Below are 14183 nucleotides of genomic sequence, written 5' to 3'. Positions count from 1 at the left end.
GGCTTTTCCACGAAACCCTGCATTCGCGTCCGGCTGAATGACGAGGACAGGGAAACCGAAATCTTGCCGTGGGTTTATGTTGATGGCGCTCGCGCTCTCGGCGCTCATGAAACCGGAAATGTTGGCTTCGTTCTAAACGACGACAATATTCCGGGCATCAGCACCGCGTCGAAGCTGGAGATTTATGATCCTGAAACGAGGCTCACCATCTACCGGCGAGCCCAGCCAGAATATATTCCAAAAAAGGTCTTGCGGATCGAAACATCCTATTTGCCGCACAGAGAGCTGGATCTGGGGGTGAAACCCTATTTCCAGTTTTTCGAATGCGGCGTTGAACGTTTCGGTTTTGAAACAGTTCGCCAGATGCTGGAGATCATTCACCAGCCTTCAGTCTACGTTTCGGGCCGGATTCTGCTGAAAGCCTATCTGGTTTACATCGGCTACAATATCGACACGACAATGCTTGCCTTGCGTGACCCCTTCTATGAATTGGCGACGCGCATAATCGTTTTCAGCCGATCCAACAAGCATGAATTTTCCTTCGTTTCGCCGCGCGATAAATTGCTGTTCAAGCCGGTCATGAACCTGTTCGAAGGCTTGGCCTTTCAGGATGAAGAGGCGGTTATCACCGCCATCAGGCACGCGCCAAAAGAAACCCTGAACCTGCTGGCCTCCCCCTTCACTCATCAACTGGTTGCCGCAAACCCGACCGACGTCCCCTCTCTCGACGACGTCACCAAAGCCCTCGATGCTCTATCGCAGTTTACGGTTTTCGACCCCGGTCAGGACGATACCAGTTACCCTAAGCTGATTGCGGCAAACCTGGGCGTACCGGAGAATGTGGTGCAGATGAAGCCACCCGTAGAGACCATCCATCAACTGGCCGATGTGCTGAGAAAAATCAGCCGCGTTCAGCATCTCCTGGAAGTCGATCTTCTGCTTTACCACTTCATCCAGAGAGCGTGTAAAGATGCAACAGCCGCTTGAGTCGCGGAAACCCGGCTATCGCTCCGATAAAGTCTTCGCTGTCGCCCCGATGATCGACTGGACAGACACATTCTGCCGGCGGTTTCACCGTTTGCTGACCCGCCATGCGCTGCTCTATACGGAAATGATCGTCGCCGATGCCATTCTTCATGGCAAGCGGGATCGCCTGCTGGCTTTCGACGCCAGCGAACACCCGCTGGCACTGCAACTTGGTGGCTCCGATCCGCATAAGCTGGCGGAAGCCGTCAGGATAGCCAATGACTGGGGCTATGACGAAATCAACCTGAATGTTGGCTGTCCATCCGACCGGGTCCAAGCCGGAACCTTCGGCGCCTGCCTGATGCGCGAACCGCAAACCGTCGAGGCCTGTATCCAGGCGATGAAAGCGGCTTCCACCGTTCCCGTCACCGTCAAATGCCGGATCGGCGTCGACGACCAGGAACCGGGTGATGTTCTGCCGGATTTCATCAAACGGATGATCGGCGCTGGGGCGGACGCCCTGTGGATTCATGCACGCAAGGCCTGGCTTCAAGGACTTAGCCCGAAGGAAAACCGTGACATTCCGCCGCTGGATTATCCGCTGGTTCACCTGATGAAACAGGAGAACCCGGATCTATTCCTTGGGGTTAATGGCGGCATTACCGATCTGGATCAAGCCAGCGCGCATTTGCAGGTCATGGATGGTGTTATGGTCGGCCGTGCCGCCTATAACAATGCCACGATGCTAACCGAAGTCGATGCTCGCATTTATGGCGAACCACTTCAGGCTCAAAACATGGACATCGTTCGTGAGACGATGATGGACTATGCCGCCCGCCATATCGCTGAAGGCGGACGTCTGGTGCATCTGACCCGCCATATGGTCGGGCTGTTTCAGGGCTATGCCGGGGCGCGGCGCTTTCGCCAGATCCTTTCGGCTGACGCACCCAAACCGGGGGCTGGACCTGATGTCATCGCGGCGGCCTTTGCTGCGGTGGATATCGATGCTGGGCCTGTGCGAGCCGCCTGAAGTCTCACCTCAGATTTTTTGCGCGCTCCTCATCGAAGTGATGAAAACCAAACGCAATAAACGCAAAACGGCGCTCCTTGCGGAACGCCGTTCAAAATCATCCGCCGTGAAGGACGGAGGCGAAACAATCACGCAGCGCGGATGTTTACAGCCTTCGGGCCCTTGCCCATGCGGTCAGCTTCGGTGTCGAAGGTAACTTCCTGGCCATCACGAAGCGTCTGGATGCCAGCAGCCTGGAGAGCGGAAATGTGAACGAAAACGTCCTTCGCGCCGCCTTCCGGGGTGATGAAGCCGAAGCCCTTGTCCTGATTGAAGAATTTTACGGTGCCCTTGATGGCCATGGGAGAAGTCCTTATCCCTTGAGTTTTTAGTTTCGCCACGCCCGGCGGCGGCCGGATGAAGCATGCATCGTCCCTTCGCGAAGAGACAGGTCGGTAAGTCGCGATAACGGGGAAAAGACGTCTACCAGCGGAGGTTAAGCCCCCAAAGCCGAGCAACCCAGAAGATTAAGCGCGGAGATACAATCAGTCCAGTCTCCGGGATCATAAATACCCGAACGCGAAATTATCTACAGGAAATCGCTCAAAGCGGCAAGCATTTATGCGTTTTTTCTGCTGAAATACCCGCTGGAATAGCGGTTTCCATCGCGGCCATAATTGGGTTCAATAGACTACCCCTCAATATGTAGGGGCATTCATTCGCGGTCAGATCCAGGCGCATTCCGACATGTTTCCAAAGGCAGTCGGTGTGGTTGTTTGAGTCTGCCTTTTCGAGAAAAGTGGCGACCAGTTGTCCCTTACCCACCTCTAGCTCCCCTCTTTTGTTTTGGGTCTTTCCTCTCGGACGGCGTCGACGATCCGATTGAAAAGGGTGAACCCGGTGAGATCCTCACAGGCGACCGAGAGCTTCGGCTGCCAATTGGGATAGCTGCTGCTGGTTCCCGGAATATTGGTCGGGTTTTCCTCGTCGGTAAGGTCGGCAAGCCGGACAGAGACCAGCATGGAGGCTGTTTTCGCCATGAACCGATGAGCCGCCACGACGCGCTCATGCAGATCCGGCTGTTCGACACCATGATCTTGCAACTCTATCCCGGCCAGCTCAAAGGCTCGCAGCAGGTCGGCTCGTTCCTGAATGCGGGCGGCCTGCTCCTGGAGTCTTGCCGCTTCCGGCACCAATCCATGGGCCGCGCGTGCTTCGATATCGGCACCGCGCCACCATCCCACCAACGTCTGGTGATCGTGGGTCGAGACGCAGGCAAGCGCCATAACCGGATATTTGTCCGGCGCAATAAAGCCGCGCTTGTCTCTTTCATAAGACAGGATGCGATAGGACAGGAGATTGGCATCCGCCATCTGCTGTCTTAGTCCCGACGGCACCAGACCAAGATCCTCGCCAATGACCAGGCATTGATTGCGCAAGGAGGCTTCAGCAATCACGCTCTGGATCTCGCGGGCGGGATAATCAACATAGGCCCCCTCCTCCGGCCCCATATCGGCTGGCACCAGGAACAAACGTTGAATGGCGGCGGCATGATCGATACGCACCGCACCCGCGTAGCGCATCGCGACATCGATCATCTGACGATAGGGCGACCGGCGAGAAAAGGCGATCAAGGCCGGCTGCAAGGCCGCCAGCCGCCAGTCCTGGCCATTCACCGCCCAGGGATCGGGCGGACTGCCGATGCTGGCGCCGCGCAGATAGATGTCCGGTTCGCTCCAGGTCGCCGAGCCATCCAGCGCTTCTCCGACCGCGAGGTCGAGGTAGAGGCCGATCCTCAAGCCTGCTTCGCGCGCCCGCGCCGCAACGGTCTCCAGCTGCCGGTGCGCGACCCATTGAAGCCACATATGAAATGCGATTTCCTCGGCATTCTGGCTGCAGAAGGCGCGAACGGAGGGATGATCGATATCCTGATACTCCGCAGGCCAGGACATCCAGCCTGCACCATGGCCACCTTCGCTCATCAATCGGGATAAAGCCTCGAAGAGACCGTGATTTTGTAGAGCATCACCGCTTTCATCACAGAAACGCCTGAAATCGGCTCTGTCCTGATCGTCATTTCGCTCCAACCGTCTTGAACCGTCCCAGATCCGCCGCAGAACCTCAAGCTTCACACCGGCGACCGCTTTGTAATCGACAAGTTTGGATCGCCGTAAAGCGTCGAGCGTCTCTCTGTCGCTCATGCCTGGATGATAACCCGGCACCAGATCGACAGCGATATAAAGCGGATTGAGAAAGCGCCGGTTGGACGGCTCATAAGGACTGCACCGGGCGGGGTCGGCCAGAAAAGGCGCGTGTAGCGGGTTAAGCCCGATAAAATCGGCTCCTTGATCGGCGGCAAGCATCACCATGCTCTGCAAATCGGCAAAGTCGCCAATCCCCCAATTGCGCACTGACCGCAGTTCATAAAGTTGCAGGCTGATGCCCCAGACACGATCCCGAGCAAGGTAATCCGGCAGATAGCTGCGACCAGGCTCACCCGCTTCCACGTTGAGAGCCGCCAACAGCCGACCTTTTGTGGCGTCTGAAATCGGAACTTCCGCCTGTTCTATTCCCGGTCTGGCGAGGTTGATCCCATGTTTCTTGGCAAGTCTGTTGATCATTGACGTCATGATTGGGTCCATCCTGAGCGATCGTTAGCGTCTGCGGCAGAGGCCTTGCCGCAGACAGCGTCGCGATGTGTGCAGTCACACCACCAACCCATCCTCAAGGTAACGGTTCCATCCACCAGCAACGATTGTCAGTGCCGGAGCAGCAAAGCGTTTCAACCAAAACCTGCAACGGACTTCCCCCCGCCCTTCGCCTGCACTCTCAACGGCATATGTTTTATTGAATGGAACCACCTGCCGCGTGAGGTGTTTGGCCTTGGTAAACAAATTATGCGGGTGGACGATGACGCAATCACATTCTGCCGAACAACAAGACACCGCCCGGGATTCTTTCGCTCCCAGAGCACCAAAGATTTATTATGTCCATCCGCTGCTGCTGAAAGGCATGGCGGACTGGAACACTCTGTTTGAGCATGTCCGAGGACTCGGCTTTGATACGGTACTCAGTGCGCCGCCATTTTCGCGTGCATCGGGTGCGAGCCTGTTCATATCCAAATCCTTCGACACTTTCGATCCGGCCCTGGACCTCTCAGGCAGCGGCGATGACCGCCTGCGGGAGTTGACCGATGCCGCCCGGGCGCATGGCCTGGACTTTATGCTGGATCTGGTGATTGACCGGATTGCGACGGAAACGCCGCCTGGACAGGTTGCCGATCCAAGAATTTCGCCCTTTCATTCCGGTAGCCGCCCTGTTGATTTTACCAATAACGATGAAGCAACTCATCTGCTGGGTGCATGGCGCACGCGCATTGCACGGTTTACTGCTGCTGGCGTGGCTGGTTTCCGCTGTATCGGCATTGATGCAGCGCCTTCGTCTTTCTGGCGAGACCTGATCGCCGCCGGTCCGTCGGCCCGGTTCTTCGCCTGGACGCCGGGTACGAGTTTCGAGGCGCGACGGGCCTTGCAAGGCACAGGTTTTGACGGCTGTTTCTCATCCTTTGCCTGGTGGAATCTGGAGGAGCCATGGTTTGCGGAGGAATACGCGCTGCAACGCGCCCTCGGCATTCAGATCGCCTTTCCCGAAGCCCCTTTTGCCCGACGGATCGCCCATGGCACGGAAAGCCGTGAGATCATCGAGCGAAAGGCTATTCGCGCCCTGAATCTTGCCGCAGCGTTCGGCCCGTTGATGGTGCCGATGGGTTTCGAATTCGGGGTGAGCACGCCGCTCGATCCCATGCATGGCGATGGTCAAGGTATCAGGGGCCTGAAAGACCAGGGCAGTTTTGATCTGTCCGCCAGCATCCGCGCCCTCAATGATCAAGCCGGACAACGGCATGTTTTTCTCGGAAAACCCTTGCGGATCGTCGCCAAGGCCGGTTCGCCGGCCTGCGCTCTGGTCCAATCCGACCGGGAAGACCTTCGGTCGTCGCAGCGCATTCGGATCGTCGCCTTCAATCGCGATTTACGCAGATCAGCGACCCTACCGCTCCATGCGCTGCACGAACTCGCCTCCGGCTTCCTGCCACTGACGCTCGACCAGGGCCAAGCGCCGTCCGCGATCTTGGAGACAGGAAAAATCGGCCCGGGCGGGCTCTGCCTGCTCACCGGCGCACGGGCAGATGCTATCGTGTTCGAGCCTGCAACGACGGCAAGCGATGCTGCCGCCGCTCCCCGTCTGGCGATTGAAAATATCCAACCTTCCGTGGATGAGGGGCGTTTTCCCATCAAGCGCATTGTCGGCGACCGGATCACGGTTGAAGCCGATATTTTTGGGGATGGTCATGACCCGCTTTCTGCTGCCGTACTCTGGCGGCCCTGCGATCGGGATGACTGGACCGAAATCCGCATGGAACTGGTCGAAAACGACCGGTGGCGGGGTGAGTTTTCGTTGTCACGGCTCGGACGGCATGAATTTGTCGTCGAGGCCTGGCGCAATCCTTTTAAGATTTTTCACTATGAGCTCTCCAAGAAGCATGAGGCACGGCTGGATCTGAAGCTGGAATTGCAGGAGGGTATCGCCCTTGTGCGACAGGCTTTGGCAAGAGCCGATGGCCAACTGGCTTCAGACCTTGAACAACTAATCGCTCATCTGGAACAGACCTCGGAACAGCAACGCGCCGACCTGTTGCTGCAAGCCGACACGTTTGCACTGATGGACCGCGCCGATGCCAGGCCTTTCCGGTTGCGCTCGCAGCCGCTTCCTGTCGATGCGGAGCGGTTGGAGGCGGGGTTTGCAAGCTGGTACCAGCTTTTCCCCCGCTCACAAAGCGGCGACCCCGATCGTCACGGCACATTTGCCGATGTCATCAAACGCTTGCCGGCCATTCGCGCCATGGGTTTCGACGTGGTCTATTTCCCGCCGATCCATCCCATCGGCACGACCAACCGCAAGGGTCGCAACAATAGCCTGAAGGCAGGGCCGAACGATCCCGGCAGCCCCTATGCCATCGGCTCGCCGGATGGTGGCCATGACGCCATTCATCCACAGCTCGGCACATTCGAGGATTTCAGAACGCTGGTCGCTGCGGCCCGCGATGAGGGGCTGGAGATTGCGCTCGATCTCGCCATCCAGGCATCACCCGATCACCCATGGCTGACACAGCACCCCGGCTGGTTCGATTGGCGCCCGGACGGCACGATCCGCTATGCGGAAAATCCGCCGAAGAAATACGAGGATATCGTCAACGTCGATTTCTACGCGAAGGACGCGGTTCCCGCGCTTTGGCAGGCCTTGCGCGACATTGTCGAGATGTGGGTCGGTGAAGGCGTCAAACTGTTTCGCGTCGATAATCCGCACACCAAGCCGTTTCCGTTCTGGGAATGGCTGATCGGCGATATCCGCGCCCGCCACCCGGAGGTGGTCTTCCTGTCGGAAGCCTTTACCAAGCCAAAGGTAATGTACAGGCTGGCCAAAATCGGCTTTTCGCAATCCTATACCTATTTCACCTGGCGCAATCTGCGTTGGGAGCTTGAGCAATATATGCTTGAGCTGACGACACAGGCACCGAAGGAATTCTTCAGACCGCATTTCTTCGTTAACACCCATGACATCAACCCGGATTTTCTACAGAACGCACCGCGCTCGGCCTATCTGATCCGGGCGGGCCTGGCTGCGACGCTTTCCGGGCTTTGGGGCGTCTATAACGGCTTTGAACTATGCGAAGGCCGCCCGGATGCCAAGCGCAAGGAATATGCCGACAGCGAAAAATACGAGATCACCGCCTGGGATTGGGACCGGCCCGGCAATATCATTGCCGAGATTACCATGCTGAACCGCATTCGCAGCGAAAACGCGGCGCTGCATTCCCATCTCGGCCTGACGCTGCTGCCCTCTTCCAACGACCAGGTGATGTTTTTCGAAAAGGCCAGTCCGGGGCGCGAAAACGTTCTGCTCGTGGCAGTCAGCCTCGACCCGCACAATGACCAGACCAGCTCAATCGAGCTGCCTTTGTGGCGCTGGGGCCTGCCCGATAGCGGCAGTCTCGCGCTCGAGGATCTGGTGACAATGAGAAAATTCACGTGGACAGGCAAATGGCAGACGGTCGGTTTTAACCCGCATGTCCTGCCGTTCAGCATTTACCGCGTCAGGTGAGGAGATTTCCGATGGAACAACAACATCAGCAGGCCGAGACCGATCCGCTTTGGTATAAGGATGCAATTATCTATCAATTGCATATCAAGTCCTTTTACGATGGCAATGGCGACGGGATCGGCGACTTCAAGGGCTTGACGGAAAAGCTCGACCATATCGCCTCGCTTGGCATTACCGCCATCTGGATCTTGCCGTTCTTTCCCTCGCCGCGGCGCGATGATGGCTATGACATCGCCGATTACGGCAATGTCAGCCCGGACTATGGCACGATGGACGATTTCCGCGCCTTCGTGGATGCCGCTCATGCCCGTGACATGCGCGTCATCATCGAATTGGTGATCAACCATACATCCGACCAGCATCCCTGGTTTGAGCGAGCCCGCAATGCGCCCGCCGGTTCGCCGGAACGGGATTTCTATGTCTGGTCGGAGACCGATCAGAAGTTTCCGGAAACGCGGATCATCTTTCTCGATACGGAAAAATCCAACTGGACCTGGGACCCGGTGGCTGGCGCCTATTACTGGCACCGCTTCTATTCCCATCAGCCGGATTTGAACTTCGACAATCCGGCTGTGCTGGACGAGTTGATCACGGTCATGCGCTTCTGGCTCGATACCGGCATTGATGCCTTCCGGCTCGACGCCATTCCCTACCTTGTCGAGCGCGAGGGGACCAATAACGAGAACCTGCCGGAGACTCATGCGATCCTGAAGAAGATCCGGGCGGCGATGGACGAAGGTCATCCGGGCAAGATGCTGTTGGCCGAGGCCAATCAATGGCCTGAAGATACCCAGGAATATTTCGGCGACGGTGACGAATGTCACATGGCCTTTCACTTCCCGCTGATGCCACGCATGTATATGGCGATTGCCAAGGAGGATCGTTTTCCGATCACCGACATCATGCGCCAGACACCTGAGATCCCCGATAATTGCCAATGGGCAATTTTCCTGCGCAATCACGACGAACTGACGCTGGAAATGGTCACAGACGCCGAGCGGGACTATTTGTGGAATACCTATGCCGCCGACCGCCGCGCCCGCATCAATCTCGGCATTCGCCGCCGGTTGGCACCCCTGATGGAACGCGACCGACGCCGCATCGAGTTGATGAACGCGCTGCTGCTGTCGATGCGCGGCACGCCGGTGATCTATTACGGCGACGAGATTGGCATGGGCGATAATATCTATCTCGGCGACCGCGACGGGGTGCGCACACCGATGCAATGGTCCCCGGATCGCAATGGCGGGTTTTCCCGCGCCGACCCGGCCCGTCTGGTCCTGCCGCCGCTGATGGACCCCCTCTATGGCTATGAGGCGGTCAATGTTGAAGCACAGTCGGCTGATGCCCATTCGCTGCTGAACTGGAGCCGCCATATGCTGGCGCTCCGGCGTAAATTTACTGCATTCGGACGCGGCACATTGCGGTTCCTGTCACCGGCCAACCGCAAGATCATCGCCTATCTGCGGGAATATGAAGGCGAAGTGCTGCTCTGCGTCGCCAATCTGTCGCGCCTGCCGCAGGCGGTTGAGCTGGATCTCGCTGAATTCGAAAAGCGCATTCCCATCGAACTAACAGGCATGTCGGCCTTTCCCCCCATCGGCCAGCTGACTTATCTGCTGACCCTGCCACCCTATGGTTTCTTCTGGTTCAAGCTGTCAGGCGAGACGGACGCGGATGGGCCAACCTGGCGCACAGAGCCACCGGAGCAATTGCCGGATTTCGTTACCATCGTCATGCGGCGCGAGCTTGCCCAATTGCTGGACGAGCCTGGTATCCAAGAGACGATTTCGCGTGAAATCCTGCCTGCCTATCTTGCCAAGCGCCGGTGGTTTGCCTCCAAGGGCGAAAGGGTGAAGCGCGCCTCGCTGATCTCGACCATTCCGATGCCCTTCGGCAATGACCTGCTGCTGGGTGAGTTGGAAACCGAGTTGGAAGATCGCGTTGAGCGGTATTTTCTACCGTTCGCCATCGCCTGGGACGATGAGAACCCCCATGCGCTTGCCCAGCAATTGGCCTTTGCAAGAGTGCGGAAAGGACGCCGGGTTGGCTTCCTGACGGATGGCTTTGCCATGCAAAGCATGGCACGCGGCGTCATCAGGGCTTTGCGCGAACGCTCCAGCATTTCCAGTAAAAGCGGCTCCATCGATTTCATCGGCACCGAACAACTCGATGGCATTGAGCTGTCCGACGACATGCAAGTCAAATGGCTCTCGGCCGAACAATCCAATAGTTCGTTGATCATCGGCGACATGGCGATGATCAAGCTCATTCGTCACATCCATCAGGGCATCCACCCGGAAGTGGAAATGACCCGCCACCTGACGCGGCTTGGCTACGCCAACACTGCACCACTGCTGGGAGAGGTCGTCAGGGTTTCACCTGAAGATGAGCGCTCGACATTGATCATCATCCAGGGCGCCATCCGCAATCAGGGCGATGCCTGGACCTGGATGCTCGACACGCTCAGGCAAACGCTCGAACAAAGCATGGTTGCCGGTCAGGATGACGATGCCGAGCAAGAGCGGTTCAACCCGCTGTTCAATCAGGCCGCTGTGATCGGCAAGCGGCTTGGCGAGTTGCATGTAGCTCTGGCCAGACCGACAGACGACCCGGCTTTCGCGCCGGTCGCAATGAGTGATGAGGATGTGTCCGTTTGGGCGCTATCAGTCATGGCTCGCGTTGCCGACTGCCTGGACAGAGTGTCTGAGATGAGCCATCGCAGCGACAGCGATGGTCTCGACACTGAAACTATCAGGGTCAGCACCATGTTGGCGGACCGTCGGGAGCAGATCTTGAGCGCCGTCGGTACGCTGGCGAGTGTTGCCAAGGACACGCTGATGATCCGCAACCACGGCGATTTCCATCTGGGCCAAATCCTTGTTGCCGAAGACGATGTTTATATCATCGATTTCGAAGGCGAACCGGCCCGTCCTCTGGCCGAACGGCGGGCAAAGACCAATCCGCTGCGCGACGTGGCCGGGCTGATCCGGTCACTGAGCTATCTCGCTGCTTCCGCCGATACGGGCCGCGAGATCGTCGTCCAGGGCGACAGTGCAGCAAGAGCCGCGCTGATCGAGGCGTTTCGCAAGAAGGCCGAGACGCATTTCCTCGACAGCTATTTCACGGCAGTCGACGGAGAACCATCACTGGCAATGGACCCTGAAAAACGCCGCGAGATCCTCGACCTGTTCCTGCTGGAAAAGGCCGCCTATGAAATCGGCTATGAAGCCAGCAATCGGCCCGGCTGGATCGCTATTCCGCTTGCCGGGTTTGCCGACATTGCCGAACGGCTGACGGAGAATTCCCTATGACGATTGCCACGAGCGACTTGCTATCCGGCATCGATGCCCAGGCGGTTCAAGCCCTGGTCGACGGCAGGCACGGCGATCCCTTTTCCATTCTGGGACCGCATCGGACAGATGAGGAAACGGTGGTCCGGGCGATTTTTCCGGGTGCGCTCGGCGTGGAAATGCTCGACAGAAACAGCAATGCCCCGGTAGGCCGGCTGAACCTGGTGCATCCGGGCGGCCTGTTCGCGGGAGAGCTTCGCTCTTCCTCGCGCTACCGGTTTCGGATCGAATGGCAGGGCGCAGTGCAGATTGCCGAAGACCCCTATGCCTTCGGCCTGCTGCTGGGCGATATGGACCTGCATCTGATCGCCGAGGCCACTCATTACGATCTCGCTCGCACGCTGGGGGCCAACCCGAGAGAGATGGACGGGGTGGCAGGGGTAGGCTTTGCCGTCTGGGCGCCAACTGCACAGCGCGTCTCGGTGGTGGGCGATTTCAACTCCTGGGATGGGCGGCGCAACCCGATGCGCCTGCGCCAATCCGGCGGCATCTGGGAATTGTTCGTTCCGGGCCTCGGGCCAGGCGAGCGCTACAAATATGAATTGATCGACGCGCAAGGCAATGTGCTGCCGCAAAAGGCCGATCCGGTCGCCAAAGCCAGCGAAGCGGCACCGGGAACGGCCTCCATCGTCGCGTCAAACACGCCTTTCGCCTGGACGGACCAGGCCTGGATGACAAGGCAGAACGCCGATTCCGCCGCCCGTGAGCCGATCTCGATCTATGAAGTGCATCTCGGCTCGTGGCTGCGGATCTCTGAAGATGGCAATCGCTGGCTCGACTGGGTGGAGCTGAGCCAACGGCTGGTACCCTACGTCAAATCGATGAATTTCACCCATATTGAATTGCTGCCGATCACCGAACATCCGTTTGGCGGCTCCTGGGGTTATCAGCCGCTCGGCCTGTTTTCCCCCACCGGGCGCTATGGCACGCCGGAGGATTTGGCCTATTTCATCGACCGCTGCCATGCGAGCGGTGTCGGCGTGCTTCTCGATTGGGTGCCTGCCCATTTTCCGACCGATGTCTGGGGCCTGGCACGCTTTGACGGCAGCGCGCTTTATGAGCATGAAGACCCGCGCGAGGGCTTTCATCGGGACTGGAACACGCTGATCTACAATCTCGGTCGCAAGGAGGTGAAGGGCTTTCTGATTGCCAGCGCCTTCGAGTGGCTGGAGCATTTCCATATCGACGGGCTGCGGGTCGATGCTGTCGCCTCGATGCTGTACCGCGACTATAGCCGCAATGACGGCGAATGGATTCCCAACCAATTCGGCGGACGGGAAAATCTAGAATCCGTCGAGTTCTTCAAGCATTTGAACAGCGTGGTTCACAGCCGTTGCCCGCATGCGTTGATGATTGCCGAAGAGTCGACCGCCTGGCCGGGTGTGACCAAATCACCGGAAGAAGGCGGCCTCGGCTTCGATTTCAAATGGAACATGGGCTGGATGCATGACAGCCTGTCCTACATCGAAGAAGATCCGGTCTATCGCAAATACCATCACGGCACGATGACCTTCAGCATGGTCTATCAATATTCCGAGCGGTTCGTGCTGCCGCTTTCCCATGATGAGGTCGTGCATGGCAAAGGCTCGTTGCTGGGTAAAATGCCCGGCGACCGCTGGCAAAAACTTGCCAATCTCAGAGCGTATTATGGTTTCATGTGGGCGCATCCTGGCAAGAAACTGGTGTTTATGGGCTGCGAGATCGGCCAGGACATCGAGTGGAACCACGATCAATCCATCTCCTGGGATTTGATGGACCGACCGGATCACGCCGGAGTTCAGACGCTGGTTGCCAAGCTGAATGGAGTGTATCAGCAGGAAAAGGCCCTGCAATTCAGCGATCTCGACCCCGCCGGATTTGAATGGGCGATTGCCGACGATGCCGAAAACTCGGTTATCGCCATGCTGCGCTATGACGAGAACCGTGAGACCTGCATTCTGGCGATTTCGAATTTCACCCCGATTTTACGACATGACTACCGCGTCGGCGTGCCAAGGCATGGACGGTGGATGGAAATCCTCAACAGCGATGCAAGTGAATTTGGTGGCTCAGGGCAAGGAAAGGGTGACGTCTCAGCCGAGCCGCACCCGGCCCATGGCAGGGAATTTTCGATCAACCTCGCCCTGCCACCACTGGCGACACTCTATCTGAAATGGGTGGCCTAGAGCATCGGACCGAAAAGTGGGAACCGGTTTTCGGATAAATCCGATGCGCAAACAAAAACTGAGAGCATCGGACCGATGCTCTCGTGACATCAATGCCGGTCATGGCGGCATTGATCGTGATCGGCCAGAACCTCGATGACCCGGCATTCGGCAATCGTCCCATGCGAACAGCCGGTGATCATTCGCTCCAACTCGGTTTTCAACGCCTTGAGCCGGTCGATCCGTTCCTCGACATCGGCAAGCCGTTGTCTTGCAATCGAATCAGCGGGTGAACAAGACTGACCGGGCTTATCCTGAAGATCAAGCAGCGTGCGAATGGCATCGACCTCGAAGCCAAGCTCACGCGCATGGCGGATGAAGGTCAGCCTCTGCAAATGAGCAGCGCTGTAAAGCCTGCGGTTTCCATCGGTGCGCGGCGGCTGCGGCACGAGGCCAACCTGTTCGTAATACCGGATCGTCGCAACCTTGACGCCACTGATCCGCGCCGCCTCGCCAATTGCAATATTCATCAATTTTGCCCTTGCTCCTCTA

Annotated in this window: 8 protein-coding genes; 5 read left to right on the top strand and 3 right to left on the bottom strand. The window is 57.9% G+C overall.

Annotated elements, in window-relative coordinates:
- Positions 1-63 precede the first annotated feature (63 nt).
- On the top strand, positions 64-987 hold the full coding sequence (locus AVCG78_RS19715) for a hypothetical protein (RefSeq protein WP_139191375.1): 924 nt from the start codon (positions 64-66) through the stop codon (positions 985-987).
- Positions 971-1996, top strand: coding sequence for a tRNA dihydrouridine(20/20a) synthase DusA (gene dusA / locus AVCG78_RS19710; protein ID WP_071203970.1), 1026 nt, complete (start codon positions 971-973; stop codon positions 1994-1996). Before AVCG78_RS19715 ends, dusA begins: the two co-directional genes overlap by 17 nt.
- Before the next feature lie 128 nt (positions 1997-2124).
- Here dusA and AVCG78_RS19705 read toward each other — a convergent pair whose 3' ends face one another.
- Positions 2125-2337, bottom strand: coding sequence for a cold-shock protein (locus tag AVCG78_RS19705; protein WP_012653910.1), 213 nt, complete (start codon positions 2335-2337; stop codon positions 2125-2127).
- Positions 2338-2802: 465 nt separating this feature from the next.
- Entirely contained in the window at positions 2803-4605 is a 1803-nt protein-coding gene (gene malQ / locus AVCG78_RS19700; protein WP_234902118.1) for a 4-alpha-glucanotransferase, read from the bottom strand.
- Positions 4606-4885: 280 nt separating this feature from the next.
- On the opposite strand from malQ, the gene AVCG78_RS19695 reads away from it, so the two are divergent.
- Genes AVCG78_RS19695 through glgB form a run of 3 tightly spaced genes read left to right on the top strand, consistent with a single transcriptional unit; the run spans position 4886 to position 13652 of the window.
- Positions 4886-8134: an alpha-1,4-glucan--maltose-1-phosphate maltosyltransferase gene (locus AVCG78_RS19695; RefSeq protein ID WP_081363322.1), complete on the top strand. Its 3249-nt coding sequence runs from the start codon at positions 4886-4888 to the stop codon at positions 8132-8134.
- Positions 8135-8145: 11 nt separating this feature from the next.
- Positions 8146-11448, top strand: coding sequence for a maltose alpha-D-glucosyltransferase (gene treS / locus AVCG78_RS19690; RefSeq protein ID WP_071584436.1), 3303 nt, complete (start codon positions 8146-8148; stop codon positions 11446-11448).
- Entirely contained in the window at positions 11445-13652 is a 2208-nt protein-coding gene (gene glgB, locus AVCG78_RS19685; protein WP_071203965.1) for a 1,4-alpha-glucan branching protein GlgB, read from the top strand. The genes treS and glgB overlap by 4 nt, the downstream gene beginning before the upstream one ends.
- Positions 13653-13741: 89 nt before the next feature.
- Here the strand turns inward: glgB and AVCG78_RS19680 are convergent, their stop codons facing one another.
- A complete protein-coding gene (locus tag AVCG78_RS19680; RefSeq protein WP_174089738.1) occupies positions 13742-14164 on the bottom strand; it encodes a MerR family transcriptional regulator in 423 nt (140 codons plus the stop codon).
- Positions 14165-14183: the final 19 nt, after the last annotated feature.

Source organism: Gillisella vitis (genome assembly GCF_021559775.1).
Classification (GTDB): domain Bacteria; phylum Pseudomonadota; class Alphaproteobacteria; order Rhizobiales; family Rhizobiaceae; genus Allorhizobium; species Allorhizobium ampelinum.
Note: the sequence above shows the minus strand (reverse complement) of the source record. Positions and strands in the feature narration are given on the sequence as shown.

Coding starts and splice junctions, on each gene's coding strand:
- dusA (WP_071203970.1), top strand. CDS start 971: ATGCAACAGCCGCTTGAGTCGCGGAAACCCGGCTATCGCTCCGATAAA.
- AVCG78_RS19705 (WP_012653910.1), bottom strand. CDS start 2,337: ATGGCCATCAAGGGCACCGTAAAATTCTTCAATCAGGACAAGGGCTTC.
- malQ (WP_234902118.1), bottom strand. CDS start 4,605: ATGACGTCAATGATCAACAGACTTGCCAAGAAACATGGGATCAACCTC.
- AVCG78_RS19695 (WP_081363322.1), top strand. CDS start 4,886: ATGACGCAATCACATTCTGCCGAACAACAAGACACCGCCCGGGATTCT.
- treS (WP_071584436.1), top strand. CDS start 8,146: ATGGAACAACAACATCAGCAGGCCGAGACCGATCCGCTTTGGTATAAG.
- glgB (WP_071203965.1), top strand. CDS start 11,445: ATGACGATTGCCACGAGCGACTTGCTATCCGGCATCGATGCCCAGGCG.